This is a genomic window from Methanosarcina sp. 2.H.A.1B.4 (genome assembly GCF_000979385.1).
Classification (GTDB): domain Archaea; phylum Halobacteriota; class Methanosarcinia; order Methanosarcinales; family Methanosarcinaceae; genus Methanosarcina.
In genome coordinates this window covers 19,844-41,073 of record NZ_JJOV01000016.1, presented here as the reverse complement: position 1 = coordinate 41,073, position 21,230 = coordinate 19,844, and the positions used below count along the sequence as shown (strand labels likewise).

The following is a 21,230-nucleotide window of genomic DNA, read 5'->3' as shown; positions in this document are numbered from 1 at the left end:
ATATGTTTGTTATATACAATTTAGTATTACCAGATATGATAAATTATTTTGTTGTAGGTTTTTAATTAGCTGTAGACATCAGGTGCCGAAAAGAAGTAGAAATTTTGGCGATAAAAACAAGAAAAAGTGGATTGAAACTCAAAAGTCTGCATATTTCGCGATCAATAACAAAATTCTTGAGTAAAACCCACTAAGACAAAGATTGAAACTTATTATCTTTGCAAGTATCCGGTATGAAATTGAAGAAAACTGATTTTTCATTCTTTTGGATAGCAACATTTTACTCTACAATACAGTTTTTTTACGATTGCTTCTGAATTTTAACCCGAATTTGAGAAGTTCCACTAATTAATAAAGTGTTTTCGTACAAAAAACGAGTTGTAGCGGCACAGGCTCTTACGGAAAAAATAAAGAAACATCACAAATCAAAAAATGGCTCTTCGTTATTTCCCATGGATAAGAAGACTTTCAATTAAAGATCACGTTGGTTTTTATGAGGAGATCAATACAAAACAACGAAGTGCCCAAAAAATACAAGATATTACTTTTAATTGTGTAAAGAAAACAGAAGCATGAAACCCATTTATCCAGTAGAAAATGTATTCTTAGGTCAAATTAGGGTTTAAACTAAGTACCCGCAACAAAATAACCTATGCAACTCGTAATTAATTGGAACTTTGATTGGAGACCATGATCGTGAAAATCAAAACGTCCAATCGGGAATGTGCAGAGGTAGTTCTGTGCCGGAGCCGAAGGGTTTTTTCGTCTCAATGACTGCCCTGTTTTCTTCTCAATGACTGCCCCGTAATGTACCACGTATTCTTTTATTCGGCTTCGTAGAAACCGACCCTGTTCCAAAACCCAGTGATTTTTAATTTTACATTCCTCACTGGATTTTGGTACTGAGTCTAAAAACCTCTTAAAAAAAGATCTCAATTATTGAGATAAGTTCAGTATCTGCGGTTCTCAAATCTGGGTTTCCTGTGGTTAGGAAGACAGTCCCTGCAGTAAACCGGTCTTTCGGGATCAGGTTTGAAAGGCACTTCGGTTTCAATCCCACAGTCAGAACAGGTTACTTTGTACATTTCTCTGGTAGCTCCGAAACCTCCGCGGTCACTGTCTCTTACCCTGAAAAGGTTTTTTCTGTCATTATAAGCCATTTTGTTTCACCTTGGTTTTAGTTGATAGTAAACTGATCCCCCAACTAATTTTATTCGCAAATCAGAAGTTTACTCTTCTCTGTTTCGTATGGGCCGAAAATAATTGCTCAGTTAGAAATTAGCCATGCTAAAAAACGAAACGTCGAGCATGAATGTGAGTTTCAACCGCAAACGTTTCTAAATTTTATACATGCCACTTCAACATTTAGAAAATGAATGTAAGTTCCTTACTCGAAACAGCGAAAAGCCATAAAGTCTCAGAACTATTTTTTTGATCATAAACTCAATTAATAATTCAGAACACGAGATTCAGAGAAGCAATTTTGAGTTTAGGGACCAGTTCAATCAATAGTTTTAAAGTATAATTATATATAACTCTTTGGTTTAAATACCAAAATTGGTATTTAGCAACCGATGATTATACGTCTATTTATTGGAACATGATTTCCAGGGTATTGATGTTGATGGCATTGATATTGATTTTAAGAATGATATAAAAAATATGAAAAAATAGTGAAAAAAATAATGTAAATATCAACTGTATAATAACAGAAATAAAAGGACAGAAATAAAAGGATAGAAATGAACTAGTGAACTATAATATTTAACTTTATTTATGGAGGTTTGATAATTGTGTTTATTCGACAGGCCAAAATTGAAGATGCTGATGAAGCTGCAGAATTAATCTGTATGGCCTGGGAAGAGTGTGCTTATGTGCTGGTGGGTTCTACGAATCGGAAAGCTGTGCAAGAGGTTATTAAAAAGTTCTATAAACAGCCTGATAATATTTTGAGTTATCAAAATATAGATGTTGCCGAGGGACGTAATGGTATAGCAGGTTTAGTTTTGTCCTTTCCCTCAGACCATTTCCCACGCTTGAATAAATTATTGGTAGAAAAACTTCCAAAATTATATAAATCCAATGCCACGGATTACCGCGGAAAAGTAATTCCCATGTTAAAAACAAAAGAGGCAGAGCCCGGGGAATATTATATAGATTCACTTGCCGTTTATCCACAGTACAGGGCCTGTGGGGTTGGGAGCAGATTGCTAAAGGCAGCAACTCTCAAATCTCATAAACTTGGCATTTCCAGGACCTCATTGATTGTTAAACCCGAGAACACAGAAGCTCTAAAATTATATAAAAAACATGGCTATTCTGTAAGAGGGAAGTTGAAGCAAGCGGGTACAAATTTTGTGAGCATGGTTAATGCAATCAATCGGCCTGGAAATTCAAGCAATAAAAAAGGTCTCATTCAGTAAAGTGCTATTGTTTCAAGCTTGAGAGTTTTTGAACCTTATTCGAAGCCAAAATTGAAAAAAGGATACAGTAAGGTTTTTCTATTCTAGCTGGCAAGTGCCGGTATCACTGGCCAGGTGCTGGTCGGTCCGCAGCAGGTGTTATTGGGCTCTTGATGGTCGGTCTGCGACCAGAGCCCACTAAAAGCAGGAATAGTCAAACCCCTCACCTCAGTAATAGTAGTTGAGCACCCACAATTTTCCATTTCTGTTTCTGATCTTCTACCGTTTCCAGCTTCATTATCGTTTTATTTATAAAGTATGTGTCCCCTGATATGAAATTTTCATTTCATAGTACACAACGTGGATATACCGGGCCGGGATTTGCAAATTCGTTAGCAATAACTGCTAAATAGGACTTGAAACTGAAATCCATTTAGAAAAAATCCAGCGGCAACGACCGAATTAAATATTAACTATTATCACCTACTAGATAACAAAATATATAAAAAAGTTTTATAAAATATGAGGATTTATATGAATCGGTTTCATGGAATAGGTTTTGTGAGTATTATACACGTTCTCCAGTTTTAAAAACGGTGTTCGGAATGCCTAATGGAAAAACTCATATAAAAGTAAATATTACGCTGCTGCTTGGTATATTGCTAAGTTTACATATAAATTATATAAAATCGAATATTCCACCGGAATATATTGAATTTGACACTATAGCAATATTTTCATTTGCACTTATATTTGGGACGTACTATCTCAGTCCTGATCTGGATATTCAAAGTGATCCCTTCAGAAGATGGGGAATTCTTAAATATATCTGGTGGCCTTATCAAAAAATTTGTAAGCACCGTGGAAAATTGCACCATCCGTTATTAGGCCCTATCATCATAATTTCAACTGTAGGTTTATTCATCATAGCACCAGTTGTCAAATTGTTCAACTTAGAAATTACTAACATCCCGACAAAATATATTATTTCATTATTAACTGGAATCGTTATTTCTATTGAAGCACACATAATTACAGATATAATATACACTAAAGCAAAAAGAAAATCCACTAAAATAAAAAAGAAACTAAAAAATATTCGCACCACCAAATCATAAATTTCTACATTCTATTTTCTACATTATATTTTCTACATTCTATTTTCTACATTATATTTTCTACATTATATTTTTTAGTCAGTTTTTATAGAATTCCATACCAGACGGTTGTTGGTGGAATATAATGTTTACTCTTTATAGTGGGCTTTGCGTTGGATTGATCATTGATTATTAACATGAGCCGATAATAAAAAACAAAAGTTTAATAGAAAGAAAAGCATATGTCCAGATGTTTCCAAACCATCAAAAACCCTGATTTTCTTGTATTTATAAAAGGTTTGATAATTTTCCAGCAAGAATTTTAGCCCCGAAAAAGGGCTCATTTCAAGCCTTTTCTGGCCAAACGCCGGAAATTTTTGCCCTATTCGCGAACAAGATCCACTAAAACAAGGATTGAAACTCTATTGGGGTGTTGTAGAAGTACATTAGCTGGCCATTCGCGAACAAGATCCACTAAAACAAGGATTGAAACAAAACAAGCGAAGATATTGAGAGTGCCGTGACTCATTCGCGAACAAGATCCACTAAAACAAGGATTGAAACATAAATGCCTTGCCTGCAATGTCATATCTTATCCCAGATTCGCGAACAAGATCCACTAAAACAAGGATTGAAACAAGATAAAATGTACTTTAGAAACGGTGCTCATTTATTCGCGAACAAGATCCACTAAAACAAGGATTGAAACACAGTCTCTTAGTTTTTGTATCTTTTCATTCATGTATTCGCGAACAAGATCCACTAAAACAAGGATTGAAACTTAATCATGTATCCTCAAAAAATTGTATGAGTAATATATTCGCGAACAAGATCCACTAAAACAAGGATTGAAACTTCCTTTCATCTGAAATCGTCATGAGCTTCTCTTGATTCGCGAACAAGATCCACTAAAACAAGGATTGAAACTGTCTGTCGGAACGATGTACGAACTTTTCTTGAACAATTCGCGAACAAGATCCACTAAAACAAGGATTGAAACTGAGTGTGTCAACGCTCAAAACTCAGTTCTCCGCAGCATTCGCGAACAAGATCCACTAAAACAAGGATTGAAACACTATCCGGGTCTTGCAAGCCATATCATGCGGAAGATTCGCGAACAAGATCCACTAAAACAAGGATTGAAACACGGTACGTTAGAGCGCGAAGTGCTTACGAGAGAAATTCGCGAACAAGATCCACTAAAACAAGGATTGAAACATATTATCAAGAGCAATTTTAATACCCTTTAAGATAATTCGCGAACAAGATCCACTAAAACAAGGATTGAAACAATACTTCTTTCTCTTCTGGAGAAGGTGCAGCACATGATTCGCGAACAAGATCCACTAAAACAAGGATTGAAACTACCCCTGATTCAGCACCTTGTCGGTGTTTCCTGGATTCGCGAACAAGATCCACTAAAACAAGGATTGAAACACGCTTGCGGATGGTGGGGTATGTTGTGCTGATGAAGATTCGCGAACAAGATCCACTAAAACAAGGATTGAAACTGAGAGGCATCACGCCCGCCCGGATCCCGGCCCACAAGAATTCGCGAACAAGATCCACTAAAACAAGGATTGAAACGCCAATGCACGAAAATTAAGCATAAACGCTTAATATTCGCGAACAAGATCCACTAAAACAAGGATTGAAACTACATTTCAAACACTCCAAAATTAAAGCTTATTCACTATTCGCGAACAAGATCCACTAAAACAAGGATTGAAACACGTCTGTTAACATGTCTAGAAAAACTCCATAACGTAATTCGCGAACAAGATCCACTAAAACAAGGATTGAAACTTGACAACGCCGAAATGAATAGTAACATTGAGGATGATTCGCGAACAAGATCCACTAAAACAAGGATTGAAACTACTCTTGATAAATGATATACAACGGCTAACCGATAATTCGCGAGCAAGATCCACTAAAACAAGGATTGAAACTCTTCCTGTATTTCCATTATCCCGACAATGCCTCTGTCGAGAAGTAGCTTCCATAAAAAATGCTAAAACCAAAACCTAAAATAACCCCCAAAGTAATTATTTACAAGGGAGAATAGTCATGACCAGCGAAACCGAAACTCCGGAATGTTGCCCTCGATTTGACCCCGCCCCCTGGGATGGAAAACTCTTTGAATGGAAAAATAAAAGGTTCATCAAGGATTCCGTTACCACTCAGCATTACATGCCTATAAACTTTGGAGATGTAATAATGAGGATGAACGAGAAAGTTGCCAGGGCTGGTGCGGAAATGCCTGACTGGCTCTGTCTGTCGGACCATACCTCCGAAAGCAATATGGATCTCTATCTGGCTGTTGACAGAGAGGTTGAGGGGGCTGAAAACGTAACCCTGAGTGGGAAGTTTTTGAGCAAAGTGTACGAGGGAAGTTTTGAAAAAACAGGGGAATGGTGTGCGGACTTTGAAGGCTATGTAAAAGGCAAAGGGCTCGAAATCAAGAAATGGTATATGTGGTACACTACCTGTCCGGACTGTGCTGAAAAATACGGGAAAAATTATGTTGTTATCGTTGCCGAAGTTTAAAATAAAAATAGAGTGATAATAGTTATTACCGGTTTGCGTCTATTCCAGAGATTATCTTTTTAGAAAAAATTAGCAAAGAAATGTACTTAAAATAGTTCTCTTGAGCTGGGGTTTCCCACGCAAAGAATTTCACCTTAAATTCAAATGGTCCATTGAATAGTGGAAAGTCTCATTTTTCTAAAGTGTTTTTTCGGATAAAAAAGGAAATAAGGTGTGTTTTCTCCTTATTTGAAGACATTGAACTTACATTTTAAGCATAATCTCCACGATTGCCTGCAGCAGGAGATAATTTAAGTGAATTAGCAAGCTTTCACAGGTTATTCATTTTATATCTGATCAAACCAGCTATCGAATGCAGCAGAATTCCGGTAAAAGCCATAAAAATCCCGATGAAAGTCAGCAGCAACATCAAAACAGCAGTCTCGAGATTAAAGTTTCCATCAGGATAAAAGGTTTGTACATGATTAAGGTGTATATACAACCCGACTGCTACAAGAGTGAAACCTGGCAGAGTAAAATAATACAGCGGGCTATTAAATTCCATCTCGTGAAAAATGTTTAACAAAACATTCGGACCATGCCCTAAAGGATTTTCCTTTGAGCAGTTTACATCACACACTTGAGTCACATTTTGAAGCGTAAGATCACCTTCCAGGTCATCAAAGAAATTTTTACAAACTTATGGAATTGGGCTAATTTTCTGGATGAAGAGACTTCAATATATAAAAATCCATCTAAAGAATTAGATTTGAATATAAATATATCAACTGGAGAACACAGAAGAGTACGGAAATCTCTGTTCAGATACGTTCTTTATTCCGTATTTTCCGTGCTTTCAGTGATCTAATTCAATCCGTTTTCTCCAAAAAAAGAATTCTGGTATTTCTGGCATATAACTGTAGAATAGATCTCATTAACCGGAGTGCAGGAAACTGTTTCTCCTGGCAGATGGCAGAAAAAATACATTAAAAAAGAATTGAAACCCCCCGTAAAACCTGATTCTTGCCCCTGAAGGAGAGGACTTACTTTTTATTTTCGTAAAGCAGGTTAACCATATACATATAAACAGCTGGTTAAACGTCTAACCAGTTATTTATAAACAGATGGTTAAGCATCTAACCAGTTATTTATAAACAGCTGGTTAAGCATCTAACCAAAATATAGAAGGATTGAAAGTTATTTCTTTGTCTCCCTTCCTCTACCCACTTTTTTCTCAGTTTCCTCTCCTTTTGGTCCTCTCCTTGTCCGTACACTTCTCTCAGTTCCCTCTCCTCTTTGCTTCGTTCCCTGACCCCAACTTTTCTCAGTCTTCTCTTCTTTTGGTTCTTTCCTTGTCCATTCGCTCTTCTTAGGCCCCTCTCCTCTCTGGTCTCTTCCTTGTCCCCAACTTTTCTTCATTATCTCGCTTGTTGGCTCCCTCTTTGTCCATACGCTCTTCCTGACTTCCGGCCTTCCCTCTTCTCTTTCATCTTCGTCTTCATCGTCATCCAGATCGAATCCGAGTTTTGAGCTTAAGGAATTTCTGGCTTTTCGGGCTTCGGTATAGTCCGGATTGAGCCTGATGGCCCTATCAAGGGCTCTGAGGGCTTCTTCACCTTTTTCCAGACCGGCGAGAACCAGGCCTTTGCAATACCAGGCTTCTGCAAGATCGGGTTTTATTAAAATGGCTTGATTGCAGGGCCCAAGAGCTTTTTTATGTTTGCCGAGCTTGAGGTGGACCATTGCTTTTCCGACCCAGATCTTTGCATTGTCCGGATTTATTTTGAGGGCGGCATCATAGGCTATTGTGGCTTCCACAGGCCTGTCCAGGTTGTAGAGAGCAAAGGCTTTGCCTTCCCAGGCACGGGAGAGGTCCGGGTTTATTTTGAGGGCGGCATCGTAAGCTATTATGGCTTCTTCGTATCTGCCGAGGTCAACGAGAATTGAGCCTTTTGCGTTCCATGCACCCGCGAGTTTAGGATTGGCAGCAAGGGCTTTTTCAGAAGCTTCAAGAGCTTTTTCGTGCTGTCCGAGCCTGCAAAGGACTGAGGTTCTAAGGTTCCAGGTCTTGTCGCTGTTAGGCTTTATTTCAAGCAGCCTGTCAAAAGCCTGCAGGGCATCTTCATCCCTTTTGAGCTGAAGGAGCACGAAACCTTTTTCGTAGAGGTAAGCAGGATTCGAAGGTTCGATTTCAAGAGCTTTTTCAAAGGCTTTCAGGGAATCGCTGTACATCCTGTGCCTTAGAAACACTGCGGCTTTGCCTGCCCAGGCGGCGGCATCCTCAGGGTTTTTCTGAAGTGCTTTATCATAAGGTGCAAGTGCTTTATTCCGGCGTTCATAGGCTGTGTCACCAGCATTATCGGGCCTGCCGCCACCTTTCAGGGGAGTTTTGCCTGTCTTCCCTGTCTTGCCAGGCTTACATGTTTTGCCTGTTCTGTCTGGCCTACCTGTCTTGCCAGTATTACATGTTTTGCCTGCTCTGTCTGGCCTACCTGTCTTGCCTGTACTGCTTGGCCTACCTGTCTTGCCTGTACTGCTTGGCCTACCGGTCTTGCCTGTACTGCTTGGCCTACCCGTCTTGCCTGTACTGCTTGGCCTACCTGTCTTGCCTGTACTGCCTTTATTTTTGTTAAAATCATTTGCCATAGTATCGGTCCCGTGTAATTAGTTTTAGAGTAACTCTTTTTTGCAATGAGAATTCGGTACACACCCAACCTCCCCTGATGGGCGGCAAATTCTCCGAGAAATCTAATTTCAAACTCCGTTCTCGTATTTCAAACTGATCCTGTTAACCTATTCCTGCTAACCTATTCCTGTTAATCCATTTCAAGCGGAGGATATTCGATATAGATCCGGAAACGAGAAGAAACCTTCCCGGCAATTCCGAAAAAGCCGAAAATAGCAGATATGGGTAGATAATTCTCCTGTAAAATAAAGAGGTAAAGCCCAATATTAAATGCACCCTTATATAAACCTAGACCCGAATTCTGAAAACCCGTATCCATTTCATGCATCTTCGGTTAAGTGAGGAATCATGATAATTACATCCATTCCCAAAACATGGTTTTCAGGAACAAACTCTTCTAAGTTTAATGGAAGTAAAAATTGCTGTTTTTGATCGCACCTTTCAAACATTTTTTAAACGTGGATCAATAATGTAAGATAGTCTGTCTATCTGACATTCTATTTTCCATTATTATTTCAGCAAAAGGTAGTTTTCATGTACAGCAGCTAATTATTCTCCTCTCAGCTCAAGCCCTACTTTAACTCCCCTCATAACCGCTTCAGTAATCTGTTTTCCAAACTCCGTACTTGAGCCTGCATAAGGGATTTCCTTATTTTCCTGATTTCCAGGATCAGACCCTGAGGAACCCGTTTCATAGGCAACGATTACGGCATCCGTATTCGTGCCCAGGAAAGTGTATCCTTTTTCAAGAAGCGCAAGCCCTTTAGCTTCGGTGGCTGTGATAATCGCGCCGAAGAGAGCTGTTTCAGATAGTCTTGCTTTTGAGATTAGAATTATGTTTATGGTTCCTACCTTTGCTCTGAATTCCGAGCCGTTGCTTACGCCAGCGGTTATAAAGGCTGTTAGATAGTCGTCTTCAACGACCTGGAGGTATTCCATTTTGACAGCTGTAAGGAGGCCGAAATTGGCTGTTTCAAGTCCCAGTTTCAGGGCTTCTTCTTTTACGAATTCCCGTGGGTCGGGAGGGTTGAAGGTCCTTGGCACCTGTTTGTTGAAAAGATAGTTTACCCGTGCGCGGCCACCATTTAAGCCTGTGCTCACGGCTTCGAAATCGCCTTCGATTACAAGAGTGCTGTCTTTTACGTAGTATCGCATATAATGATCACGTTTTTTCCAGAGGATAATATGCTTAATGGTACCTCCCGAGATAATACTTCCCGAGATAATACTTTCAAGGATAATACTTTCAAGGATAATACTTTCAAGGATAATACTTTCAAGGATAATACTTTCAAGGATAATACTTCCCTATCAAATCTGGGGGGAAGGTTTGGAAAATGAAGCAGGCGGACCACAAGTTTAGCGGGGGAGCGTGTTACATTTTCTCTATTGCTTTCAGACAGTTCTTTGCTTCTCTCAGGAGATACTTTCTGTAACGTGCATTCCATTTTAATATGGCAATTCTCAGCAGGCCATAAGCCATGTAAAATGGGATAACCCTGGTTATTTTATGAAATTCTTCTTCATCTCTGCTGTAATGCTTCAGGAAATGACGAATATATGGCTCTGCCCTCTGGCTCGATCCTTTCCGCGCAAAATAGTGCTTTAGCTCGGCGCAAAGTATCCCGATGTCACATGCTAAATGCCCATGCCGGGATGCCAGTTCAAAATCAAGAAGAAATGGTCTTCCCCTATGGAATATATAGTTTACAGGGGTGGAATCATTGTGGGTCATACAGCCACTTTCTCTGTCCAGCAGGGGACTCTGCCTCCATTTTTCAAGCAGATGTTTATACTTTTCTTTTTCATGCCGGTCTATTTTGAGATGCTTCAAAAAATAATTAAATTTTGAAAATTCATTCTCTTTATCATAATATGTCTGCGTATTTTCATGAAGCTTTCTTAGCATACCTGCCACAAGTTCTAACTTTTCCTTCGGCTCTTTTCCGTGCTCAAAATACCAGAATAAAGACCTTCCAGGTACGTATTTGCTGACCAGGACGCAACAAAAATCGTTATGTATTGCGATCGGTTCCGGGACGTCAATTATTTTTCGGGCTTTTTTAAGGTATTCATATTCCTTTTTCATAAAAACGTAACTATCGTATTTTTTGATCATTCCCGTGGGTATTGCAAAAAATTTAGCTACAACACTGAACCCTTCCCCTTTAAACTCATATCTGCAGACCCTGTGCGATGCATTACTGAGTTTAAAGATACGGACTTCACAGTTTTTATTCCGTATTCTATCCCCGAGCACCTCGATAAGCCAGTCCCTGAAAACATGGCCGGGTTTTACAGTCCTGACGTATTCAAAGGATGCCAAGAAATCTCCCGGCATTCATTTTGTTTTGTATCCTGAAATTATTTGGCATATTGAAAAAAATGTTTGCATTGTTCAATAATGGATATCGTCGTAGTCTGGACAAAGGTAGATTCCAAAAAACCCGTTTTCGTCGTGAACGTTCCCACGGGACAAAACCGCTCGGTTACAAGTCCTTCAGGTATTTTTGATGAATACCTCCGAGCAGGTTCATGGTATTATGTCCAACAGGATACTTTGAAATCCGGTTATGAATACAACATCAAATACTATTGGAAATCTAATAGACCCGGGCTTGAATCAATACCTGATAGCGAAGCTCCGGAAATCTGATACAAAGCTTAATTCATTGATTATCGGTAAGAAATGTTCTTGCCTGGAGGGTGTCGATCTTATATCAGGAATCGTTTGCAGATTTTGCTTTCATTGCCTGAAATCGGCACCTTCTTCCAGCTCAGGGACGGATTGAAAAAAATGGCTCTTCAGCTGAGCAGTCTATTGAACACCAATTGAGAACCCATTTTCCTGAAGAAAGTTGCTTTTCTGACAAGCCACTCCTGTGTTTCAGGGTCATGTAGAGCACAAACATGTTGATCTTTTAAGTTTAGGGAATTTGTTCATTACTTGATAGGGAAAAACAACGAACGGGATCTTTTTAGCCCTGAATTTGGTGGGGTCAGAGAGTTGTGATTCGAATCCACAAAATCCTTCGATTCTAGATCTTAAGTCCGACTATATACAAATATTTATATATTTAGAGAGATGTTGTTATAATTACTTAATTGTGTGAACAGACCTCCCGCCTGAAATGTGCAATCAGGCGGGAAAACCCCAACAAAATATCTTTTTTTATCTCTTTCCCTTGCTTGAAATTACTTTTTCGGAAAAAGAACAATTAAATTTTGATAGCTTCTAAAATAGGGAACAAATCAGGGGCACATGTGGATGTAGATATGCAGGTAGATTCGGAGAAACAACCCGGAAAAGATTTTGGCTCAGGCATGACCTAGAAAATTAAAAAAATTGATGCGAGAGGTGCGATTCGAACGCACGAACTCCTACAAGACCAGGCTCTAAATCTTCTCATAGAGGCTTACAGGTATCCAGCAGTTTATTTTCTCTTCTCTTCAGGCATGTATCCTGGATTAAATTTTTTAGGATATAGTTGTGTCCTTTTTGGATCCTTTTGTATCCAGTTCATTGAAAACACAGGTAAATTACTTTTATATCCCTTCCTCGACAGACATCAGTCTGCCCTGGAGGGGTAGTTTACTCAGGATTAACCTACGAAAAGAAAGTTTTCGAATTGCCATGGATCGGGATTGGGTTTCACGGCTGGATTTTCTTTGAAAAATACTTTGCGATTTTTAAGCGGTGTCCAGTCCGAAGGTGTGGAAATAAATTTACCAAGATACGGTTTGGCAATATCCATGACAAAATCATGAGGCAAGTCCTCAGGTGTTTTCTCTTCAATGCTCAATGAGCTCCCGGTCCACCAGGAATTATAAGAATGACTCATCAAGAGTGCCCCTATTATGTCCTCGCCGGACACGATTTCATTTGTCATAATCCTGAGTCTGGGTTGAAGCTCATAATTTCAGCCTCGCAATTCGCAAAGAGAAGAAAGTGTATCATGACAGGGCATATAAGCATAATGCACCTTCGATCCATATATCGCCTTGTTGTCGCCCCAAAAAGTCAACGATTGTGAAAGACCGTGTGCTTCGCCATGAAGGATCGCCATACCTGCAATTTATTCATCCGGGATCCACGATATGACCCACGTATTAATGCCCATCTAGGGCAAGAAAATCATATTTTTCGGTCTTTTATTTCAGTCGAATACCCATCTAACTTGTTGCGGGGTGCGCCAGCGCGACTTTGATTTTTGGCCTGTCGAAGCTGATGTATATAGGTTTTCTTCTACAAATCAAACTTTTCTTATTTAGGTGATTGCTTGATACAGGAACGGCTAGTCCGTGTTTTTACTTGCTGAGTCTGGTCATACACTATAAAACTATAAGCTATCATGCGGCTTAAATGCTAATGTTTACACTCGAAACTATATCGATTTTTTATGGACATAATTATCTACGAACTTTGTATAGATCCGAACCACTTATGTATAAATATTAGAATGTTGTATCATATACTATCTAATAAAATTTACACTCTTTGCAATCAAGATTGCAGCTCAAAACCAGACGGTGTGTGTAGTTTAAGATTGAATGTTCTGGTTAAAGGAATATTTTTGTACACATCAAAGTCCGAAAACAGAGTTCATGCCAGGCATACGCACCAAAAATAACGTTGGAGTTGCAGCAAACTACAAAAGGAAGAATCTTGCCTCATTCGCCAAAAAAGAGGTTTTTGCATTTTAATGGGGAAAATTAGGCTTTTAAAATTACCTTGCAAAGTAAAAACCGGTTAATATTGTCTCACTAACGAGGTCTGATAAGAATGAAATTTCATAAGTTAAAACCATATGTAAAATGTGGACTATTTCTCCTACTAGTAATTAGTCTGGCTGGTACTGCTAATGCAGCTACTCATGAAGGAGGTATTGCTCTATCCTGGGATGATTCACATAATATTAATCCGTGTTATGAAAATCTAAAAATATTCGAGACGTATAATGCCACATGCACTATGAACATAAATTCATTAATTTACTCGGGGGATGGTGCAGAAGAACACCTGGGTGCACTGCATTCGGCTGGTTGGGAGATAGCTGCACATGGGCAAAATCACGCAGATTCAATTGCATTTCTAAAGAATCACACTTCTGAAGAATGGCTGGACCAGGAAATACTCCCGAACATCGTAGAAATAACCGGTTATGGTTGTCCAGTTTATTCCTTTGCATATCCCTATTCGGAAAGAAATGAAATTACTGATGCATTACTAGCCCCATATTTCCGGACACTTAGATCGACGAATTTCGGTACAGTGAATGTAAATGAATCAGCCGCTTATTATAAGTGGGACGATACTCAAGTTCTGTATGCTGTTGAAATAGATGACAATTCTGGTGCTAGCCTGGAGTCTATAAAATATGGAATTGATTACGCAATGGATAATGGGTACGTACTGGTGTTATACGGGCATGCAATCACTCCAACCGTTACCGGAGATTATCAAACTTCAACAGCGAGACTGGATGCAATTCTGAATTATACCTACCAGAAGGGCGGAGTATTTTATCACATGGAAGACCTGGGTAATTCGTCCTGGATGCAGGGGTCCCCCAGATCCTCTACTGTGACTGCAAATTTCACAGTTTCTACAGATAGTATGATGGCTGGGGAAAATGTGACGTTTGTGGATTACAGCATCAACCAGATAGGTGAACTTCTTGATTTTGGTGACGGTTCGGCTAAGAGCAGTACTGCAGATGTCGTTCATACATATACAACACCGGGAACTTATACGGCTACTTTAACGGTAACAAATAACATTTTCATTCAATCGATGACTAAAACAATTACGGTAATTCAACCGCTAGTTGCTAATTTCACCAGTAATCCCACAACTGGACTTTCACCACTGAACGTAGTGTTTACAGATACATCAACCGGATTTCCGTCATCCTGGTCATGGAACTTTGGAGATGGAAGTACATCAAATAATCGGAATCCAACGCATACTTATTCTGCAGGAGGAAATTATAACGTTAACCTGACAGTAAGTAATGAAAACGGCACGAATTCAAAAACTGCTGTTATCATTGTGTTGCAGCTTCCTGTAGCAGACTTCAGTACCAGTGCTACAGGTGGTTATGCTCCGCTTTCAGTCCTCTTTACTGACCTTTCGCAAAACGCAACATCGAGGAGCTGGGATGTTAACAATGACGGAGTCGAGGACTCAAACGAGACAAGCTTTGTTTATGAGTATGCTTCTGCAGGGACTTACACCGCTAACTTGACAGCGATCAATGCAAACGGCACGAATTCGAAAACTGTTCAGATAATTGTAGATAGAAGAGACAGCGGAAGCAGCCACAGCAGCGGTGGTGGGGGTGGATCTCCTGAACCTGCAACGAATGTCAAAGTGAAGGAACTTTCACAGGCCTTCATTACAAACGGAAACCCTGTACAGTTTAATTTCCCAAAGAACGCCACTGCTGTTGTATATTTGAGCTTCGATTCAAAGAAGACTTTTGGCAAGACAACGACAATTGTTGAGATGCTGAAAAATAAATCTAAGCTTACCCCGGAAACACCCGAAGGCGAGGTCTACAATTACCTCAATATCTGGGTTGGCAACGGTGGATATGCAACTGAGAAGAATATCGAAAACGCAGTCGTGTGTTTCAAAATTGAAAAGGCCTGGATGAAGGATAAAGGCATTGACCAGTCTTCAATCATCCTGAACAGGTACAGTGACAAGAAATGGAATCCATTGCCCACCAGTCAATCAGGAGACGATGAAAAATATATGTATTTCACAACAGAAACTCCGGGATTCTCTTCCTTTGCAATAACGGGTGAGATAACAGCAAAAGAAACTGTGACTGAAATCCTGCCTATACCTGACACTCAGAATCTTGAACAAAACAATACAGATTCAGAAGTTGAAGAGACTTCTGAGCCGAAGGAAAAGACAGGTATGCCTGGATTTGAAATGATTTACTGTATTATCGGGCTGCTTGGAGTGTTCCTATATAGAAGAAGATAAAATAGAATAAATTGCAGTTAGATGGTAGGAATAGCTGACCCCACCATCTAATTTCTTACCTTTTTTTAAGTTCATTTGAAATTCTCAAAACCTCTTTTGCCTACTGTGGAGATACTCCCGGAGGATGAAGTTTATACCTGCCTGATCAATTCTAAAGGCGTTCCGTCTTCCTGAGGCACTGGAATTATCCTGGAAATCAAAAGGTAAACAAATTAAAAGCTATACATAGAAAGATGCATTTTTTATTTTTAGCCTATTTAAGCTGATGTATATAGGTTTTCTTCTACAAATCTAACTTTTCTTATTTATGTGGGCGCTTAGTACAGGAACGGCGATTCTGTGCTTTTCTTTGCGGAGTCTGGTCATACACTATAAAACTATAAGCTATCATGCGGCTTAAATGCGAATGTTTACACTCGAAACGATTTCGATTTTTTATGGACATAATTCTCTACGAACCTGGTATAGACTCGACTAACTTAATTATAAATATTAGGATGTTGTAATACATACTATTTGATAAAGTTTACACTCTTTGCTAGTAAGATTGCAGCTCAAAACCAGACGGTGTGTGTAGTTTTAGATTGAATGTTCTGGTTAAAGGAATATATTTGTACACATCAAAGTCCGAAAACATAGTTCATGCCAGGCACACGCACTAAAAATAACGTTGGAGTTGCAGCAAACTACAAAAGGAAAAATCTTGCTTCATTCGCCAAAAAGAGGGTTTTACATTTTAATGGGAAAAACGAAGTTTTTAAAATTAATTTATAAAGTAAAACCGGTTCCTATCATCTCATTAACGAGGTCTGATCCCAATGAAAGTTCATAAGTTTAAACCATACGTAAAATGTGGACTATTTCTCATACTAGTAATCAGTCTGGCTGGTACTGCTAATGCAGCTACGAATCATACCGGAGGTATTGCTCTATCGTGGGACGATGTATTAAGTATTGATCCGTGTTATCAAAATTTGCAACTATTTGAGACGTATAATGCTACGTGTACTATCAATTTAAATTCAAATGATCTAATTTACTCTAAGCAGGGTACAAAAGATAACCTAGGTGCACTGCACTCGGCTGGATGGGAAGTAGCTGCACATGGGCGCAATCACGAAGATTCAATTTTGTATATAAACAATTACACTTCTGATGGGTGGCTGAACCAGGAAGTAATTCCTAACATCAATGATCTAAAAGGCTATGGTTATTCTCCAGTTTATACTTTTGTGTATCCTTATGGAAGTAGGGATACAAATTCTGATGCAGCACTGGTTCCATACTTCCGGACAATTAGATCGACTGAGTTCGATGTGGTGAATGTAAATGCCTCAAACGCTTATTACAAATGGGACAATACTCAAGTTCTGTACGCTGTTGAAATAGATGATAATTCCGGTGTCAGTCCGGAGTCCATAAAAGCTGGAATTGATTACGCAATGGCAAATGGATATGTACTGCTGTTATATGGGCATACAATTACTCCAACCATTACCGGAGATTACCAAACTTCAACATCAAGACTGGGAGAAATTCTAAATTATACCAAAGAACAGGGCGGAGAATTTTATCTCATGGGAGATCTGGGTAATTCGTCCTGGGTTCAACCTTCCATATCTTCTAATGTGACTGCAAATTTCACAGTTTCTACAGATAGTGTGAAGGTCGGGGAAACTGTGACTTTTGTGGATCACAGCATCAACCAGACTTCTGAACTGCTTGATTTTGGTGACGGGTCTAACAGCAATACTGCAACCGTTACTCATACATATACAACACCAGGAACTTATACGGCTACTTTAACGGTAACAAATGGCTTTTCCAGTCACTCGATGACCAAAACAATTACAGTTGTAACTGGTTATAACGGAGGTATTGCTCTATCATGGGACGATGTAGGAAGTATTGATCCGTGTCGTGAAAATCTAGAAACGTTCCAGAAGTATAATGCTACATGTACTGTAAATCTAAATTCATTAAGTGTAAGCCCACAGAGTACAATAGACAACCTGAGTGCACTGAATTCGGCGGGATGGGAAATATCTGCGCATGGGCTCAATCACGAAGATCCAGTTGCATTTTTAAATAATCACACTTCTCAAGAGTGGCTGGACCAGGAAATACTACCGAACATCGCAGAAATAACCGGTTATGGTTATCCAGTTTATTCTTTTGCATATCCCTATGGAAGTCAAAATGATACTACTGATGCATTACTAGCTCCATGTTTCCGAACACTAAGAGCGACGAATTTCGGTACAGTGAATGTAAATGAATCAGCCGCTTATTACAAGTGGGACAATGCTCGACTTGTGTATGGTGTTGAAATAGATGACCAGTCACCGTCTGGTGCTAGCCTGGAGTCTATACAATATGGAATTGATGACGCAATAAAATATGGGTATGTACTGGTGTTATATGGGCATACGATCACTCCAACTGTTACCGGAGAACTTCAAACTTCAACATCGAAACTGGAATCAATTCTGAACTATACCAGCCAGAAGGGCGGGAAATTTTATCACATGGGAGACCTGGGTAATTCGTCCTGGGTTCAACCTACTAATGTGACTGCAAATTTCACAGTTTCTACAGATAGTGTGAAGGTCGGGGAAAGTGTAACTTTTGTAGATTACAGCGTCAACCAGAATTCTGAACTGCTTGATTTTGGTGACGGGTCTAACAGCAATACTGCAAACGTTAATCATATATATACAACACCGGGAACTTATACGGCTACTTTAACGGTAACAAATGGATTTTCCAGTCAATCGATGACTAAAACAATTACGGTTGTAACTGGTTATAACGGAGGTATTGCTCTATGCTGGGACGACACAGGAAATATTGATCCGTGTCGTGAAAATCTAGAAACGTTCCAGAAGTATAATGCTACATGTACTGTAAATCTAAATTCATTAAGTGTAAGCCCGCAGAGTACAAAAGATAACCTGAATACACTGAATTCGGCTGGATGGGAAATATCTGCGCATGGGCTCAATCACGAAGATCCAGTTGCATTTTTAAATAGTCACACTTCTCAAGAGTGGCTGGACCAGGAAATACTACCGAACATCGCAGAAATAACCGATTATGATTATCCAGTTTATTCCTTTGCATATCCCTATGGAAGTCAAAATGATACTACTGATGCATTACTGGCTCCATATTTCCGGACACTTAGAGCGACGAATTTCGGTACAGTGAATGTAAATGAATCAGCCGCTTATTACAAGTGGGACAATGCTAGACTTGTGTATGGTGTTGAAATAGATGACCAGTCTAATGTTAGCCTGGAGTCTATACAATATGGAATTGATGACGCAATAAAATATGGGTACGTACTGGTTTTATATGGTCATACTATTACTCCAAATGTTCCCGGACCATATCAAACTTCAACATCGAGACTTGATTCGATTCTAAATTATACCTACCAGAAGGGCGGGAAATTTTATCACATGGGAGATCTGGGTAATTCGTCCTGGGTTCAACCTTCCATATCTTTTAATGTGACTGCTAATTTCATTAGTAATCCCACAGCTGGATTTGCGCCGCTGAATGTAGCATTCACGGATACATCAACTGGACTTCCAACATCCTGGTCATGGGACTTTGGAGACGGAGCCACTTCGACTGAACAGAATCCAACTCATATTTATTCTACAGTAGGAACTTACACAGCTAAACTGACAGTAAGCAATGCAAACAGCACTTCCTCAAAAACTGCTCAGATAATTGTAGATGAGGAAGACGATGACGGAGGAAGCAGCCACAGTAGCGGTGGAGGCGGGGGTTCTCCTGAACCTGCAAGAAATGTTGAAGTAAAGGAACTTTCCCAGGTCTTTATCACAAACGGAAAATCTGTTCAGTTTGATTTCACAAAGAATGCAACCTGCGTTGTTTATGTTGGTTTTGATGCTAAAAAGACCGCTGGCAAGACCACAACCATTATTGAGCAGTTAAAGAAAAAGTCCACACTTGTTTCCGCGCTGCCTGAAGGAGAGGTCTACAAATACTTCAACGTCTGGGTAGGAAACAGCGGGTTTGCTACCTCTAAGAATATTGAAAACCCTGTGCTCTGCTTCAAGGTTGAAAAGTCCTGGATCCAGAATAAAAAGATAGACCAGGATTCTATCACTCTGAACAGATACAGCGACAAAAAATGGGAGCAGGTCCCAGCAAGCCCTTCAGGAGAAGATAGTAAATATCTGTATTTCAAATCCAGTGTCTCAGGTTATTCATTCTTTGCAATAACAGGGAAGTCAGATTCTTCTCCGGGAGGATCTGTAACTGACATACAATCCGAAGATGAATCTGATACCCCTGAAGAGAATATAGGAGAGACAGGATCAGAAGTTAAGGAATCCGACGAGGACAAAGAAAACACAGGCATGCCAGGCTTTGATATGGTCTATGGAATAGCTGGTCTGCTTGCAGTGTTCCTGTATAAAAAAAGATAAATCGAATGAATAACAGTTAGATGGTAGGAATAACTGATCCCACTATCTAATTTTTTTACCTTTTCTAAGTTCGTATTGAACCCTCTAAGTTTATGTATGTATTTGATTGGATAAGGCTGGAGCTTTTAGGGATATTTATATTATTTGAAGCAAAATGCCGAAAGTGATAAGCTTTTTACCCTGATTTTGTTCTAAGTTTCTTTATGTCTGTACACCCGTCTTTTTTGTATTTTGCCTATTGAAGCTAATTTTAGACATTTTTTCAAAAATTCGGAGTATTCGGTTATCTTTACAGATATTTTTCAGAACCTGTATGATCTCCTGTATATCAGGAAGCTTGTGCTGCCCAAACTTGGGCAGCACTTCATCATCATATATTGCATCAGCTGTCACTTTGGAAGGCCTGTAAACAGGCCTTCCTATAGGTCTCTGTATCTTGAAATTTTTAAGTGTAGGTACATAAAGCGTGGAGTCGTTCTCATTTGCAGGAACAACAATAATAGAGAGGTTAAGACCCTCTAAATCTACTAAAACGCTTATTTTTACTCCATTTACTTTCTTGTAGCCATCATAACCGATGTTTCCCCTTTTTTAGCAGGAACATCCTTTGTATCAATAAAGCAATGAGAAAGATCTATTTTCTTCAAGTCATAACCTTTGTTTAAAAGTTCATTGAAAATCTTCTGATAGGTACCATGTTCACACAGGTAGAGATGAAATCTATGAACTGTTGACTTAGAACCATAAATACGAGGAACATCTTTCCACGTACAACCGGTTGTAACGACATACAAGATTCCATTCATTAACTTCCTTAAGTCTGCATGAGGCCGGCCTGTGTGTGGTTTCTGTGGGGGAAGATAAGGTTCTATGGATTTCCACAGAACATCATCGATTTCCTGAAATGACATAGTACTAAATATATAATTTCAACATAAATTAAACCGTTAAATGTCTAAAATGTAAATTTTAACCATGATGTTTAATGTACTTGATTTTATATCTCGAGTGCGTAAGTCCTTAAAGTACTATCCGTAAGGTCAATGTGTA

16 protein-coding genes and 1 CRISPR repeat array are annotated in these 21,230 nt (G+C 39.2%); of the genes, 8 read left to right on the top strand and 8 right to left on the bottom strand.

The genetic code is table 11. The annotated features are described in order from the left end of the window. Positions 1–950: 950 nt before the first annotated feature. A complete protein-coding gene (locus tag EO92_RS03240) occupies positions 951–1,160 on the bottom strand; it encodes a CxxC-x17-CxxC domain-containing protein (protein WP_048169254.1) in 210 nt (69 codons plus the stop codon). Positions 1,161–1,793: 633 nt separating this feature from the next. Here EO92_RS03240 and EO92_RS16605 point away from each other — a divergent pair. The 4 genes from EO92_RS16605 (at position 1,794) to EO92_RS17455 (ending at position 6,498) form a co-directional block, all read left to right on the top strand. Beyond that, a complete protein-coding gene (locus EO92_RS16605) occupies positions 1,794–2,423 on the top strand; it encodes a GNAT family N-acetyltransferase (protein ID WP_052734250.1) in 630 nt (209 codons plus the stop codon). Positions 2,424–3,007: 584 nt separating this feature from the next. Continuing rightward, positions 3,008–3,520 (top strand): metal-binding protein, encoded by a 513-nt coding sequence (locus tag EO92_RS03230; RefSeq protein ID WP_048160523.1) that lies wholly within the window; start codon positions 3,008–3,010, stop codon positions 3,518–3,520. A gap of 363 nt (positions 3,521–3,883) precedes the next feature. Then, positions 3,884–5,451: direct repeats of the CRISPR family, unit length 37 nt; unit sequence ATTCGCGAACAAGATCCACTAAAACAAGGATTGAAAC. 118 nt (positions 5,452–5,569) lie between these two features. Next, positions 5,570–6,049 (top strand): hydrolase, encoded by a 480-nt coding sequence (locus EO92_RS03220; protein WP_048169250.1) that lies wholly within the window; start codon positions 5,570–5,572, stop codon positions 6,047–6,049. A gap of 269 nt (positions 6,050–6,318) precedes the next feature. Continuing rightward, entirely contained in the window at positions 6,319–6,498 is a 180-nt protein-coding gene (locus EO92_RS17455; protein ID WP_156165713.1) for a hypothetical protein, read from the top strand. A 727-nt stretch (positions 6,499–7,225) separates the two neighbouring features. Here EO92_RS17455 and EO92_RS03210 read toward each other — a convergent pair. From EO92_RS03210 to cbiZ, 3 genes are all read right to left on the bottom strand, one after another. Beyond that, entirely contained in the window at positions 7,226–8,674 is a 1,449-nt protein-coding gene (locus EO92_RS03210) for a tetratricopeptide repeat protein (protein ID WP_048169248.1), read from the bottom strand. Between the two features lie 360 nt (positions 8,675–9,034). Continuing rightward, complete coding sequence (locus EO92_RS18740) at positions 9,035–9,163, bottom strand: hypothetical protein (protein ID WP_255350322.1); 129 nt, start codon at positions 9,161–9,163, stop codon at positions 9,035–9,037. Between the two features lie 100 nt (positions 9,164–9,263). Continuing rightward, on the bottom strand, positions 9,264–9,869 hold the full coding sequence (gene cbiZ / locus EO92_RS03200; RefSeq protein ID WP_048169244.1) for an adenosylcobinamide amidohydrolase: 606 nt from the start codon (positions 9,867–9,869) through the stop codon (positions 9,264–9,266). A 37-nt stretch (positions 9,870–9,906) separates the two neighbouring features. On the opposite strand from cbiZ, the gene EO92_RS17450 reads away from it, so the two are divergent. Beyond that, complete coding sequence (locus EO92_RS17450; protein ID WP_156165712.1) at positions 9,907–10,077, top strand: hypothetical protein; 171 nt, start codon at positions 9,907–9,909, stop codon at positions 10,075–10,077. Positions 10,078–10,089: 12 nt separating this feature from the next. Here EO92_RS17450 and EO92_RS03195 read toward each other — a convergent pair whose 3' ends face one another. Continuing rightward, positions 10,090–11,040 (bottom strand): phosphotransferase, encoded by a 951-nt coding sequence (locus EO92_RS03195; RefSeq protein ID WP_235283153.1) that lies wholly within the window; start codon positions 11,038–11,040, stop codon positions 10,090–10,092. A 78-nt stretch (positions 11,041–11,118) separates the two neighbouring features. On the opposite strand from EO92_RS03195, the gene EO92_RS17445 reads away from it, so the two are divergent. Next, positions 11,119–11,370 (top strand): hypothetical protein, encoded by a 252-nt coding sequence (locus EO92_RS17445; protein ID WP_156165711.1) that lies wholly within the window; start codon positions 11,119–11,121, stop codon positions 11,368–11,370. 946 nt (positions 11,371–12,316) lie between these two features. On the opposite strand, the gene EO92_RS18425 is transcribed toward EO92_RS17445, so the two are convergent. Continuing rightward, entirely contained in the window at positions 12,317–12,517 is a 201-nt protein-coding gene (locus EO92_RS18425; RefSeq protein WP_235283152.1) for a hypothetical protein, read from the bottom strand. A 980-nt stretch (positions 12,518–13,497) separates the two neighbouring features. On the opposite strand from EO92_RS18425, the gene EO92_RS03185 reads away from it, so the two are divergent. Then, positions 13,498–15,714: a PGF-pre-PGF domain-containing protein gene (locus EO92_RS03185; protein ID WP_048169239.1), complete on the top strand. Its 2,217-nt coding sequence runs from the start codon at positions 13,498–13,500 to the stop codon at positions 15,712–15,714. Between the two features lie 818 nt (positions 15,715–16,532). Next, on the top strand, positions 16,533–20,180 hold the full coding sequence (locus EO92_RS18420) for a PGF-pre-PGF domain-containing protein (RefSeq protein ID WP_052734248.1): 3,648 nt from the start codon (positions 16,533–16,535) through the stop codon (positions 20,178–20,180). A 201-nt stretch (positions 20,181–20,381) separates the two neighbouring features. Here the strand turns inward: EO92_RS18420 and EO92_RS18930 are convergent, their stop codons facing one another. After that, positions 20,382–20,720 (bottom strand): hypothetical protein, encoded by a 339-nt coding sequence (locus EO92_RS18930; protein WP_369793111.1) that lies wholly within the window; start codon positions 20,718–20,720, stop codon positions 20,382–20,384. An 11-nt stretch (positions 20,721–20,731) separates the two neighbouring features. Beyond that, positions 20,732–21,091 (bottom strand): transposase, encoded by a 360-nt coding sequence (locus EO92_RS03165; protein ID WP_048169234.1) that lies wholly within the window; start codon positions 21,089–21,091, stop codon positions 20,732–20,734. Positions 21,092–21,230: the final 139 nt, after the last annotated feature.

Coding starts and splice junctions, on each gene's coding strand:
- EO92_RS03240 (WP_048169254.1), bottom strand. CDS start 1,160: ATGGCTTATAATGACAGAAAAAACCTTTTCAGGGTAAGAGACAGTGAC.
- EO92_RS03230 (WP_048160523.1), top strand. CDS start 3,008: ATGCCTAATGGAAAAACTCATATAAAAGTAAATATTACGCTGCTGCTT.
- EO92_RS03220 (WP_048169250.1), top strand. CDS start 5,570: ATGACCAGCGAAACCGAAACTCCGGAATGTTGCCCTCGATTTGACCCC.
- EO92_RS03210 (WP_048169248.1), bottom strand. CDS start 8,674: ATGGCAAATGATTTTAACAAAAATAAAGGCAGTACAGGCAAGACAGGT.
- EO92_RS18740 (WP_255350322.1), bottom strand. CDS start 9,163: ATGTTTGAAAGGTGCGATCAAAAACAGCAATTTTTACTTCCATTAAAC.
- cbiZ (WP_048169244.1), bottom strand. CDS start 9,869: ATGCGATACTACGTAAAAGACAGCACTCTTGTAATCGAAGGCGATTTC.
- EO92_RS17450 (WP_156165712.1), top strand. CDS start 9,907: ATGGTACCTCCCGAGATAATACTTCCCGAGATAATACTTTCAAGGATA.
- EO92_RS17445 (WP_156165711.1), top strand. CDS start 11,119: ATGGATATCGTCGTAGTCTGGACAAAGGTAGATTCCAAAAAACCCGTT.
- EO92_RS03185 (WP_048169239.1), top strand. CDS start 13,498: ATGAAATTTCATAAGTTAAAACCATATGTAAAATGTGGACTATTTCTC.
- EO92_RS18420 (WP_052734248.1), top strand. CDS start 16,533: ATGAAAGTTCATAAGTTTAAACCATACGTAAAATGTGGACTATTTCTC.
- EO92_RS03165 (WP_048169234.1), bottom strand. CDS start 21,091: ATGTCATTTCAGGAAATCGATGATGTTCTGTGGAAATCCATAGAACCT.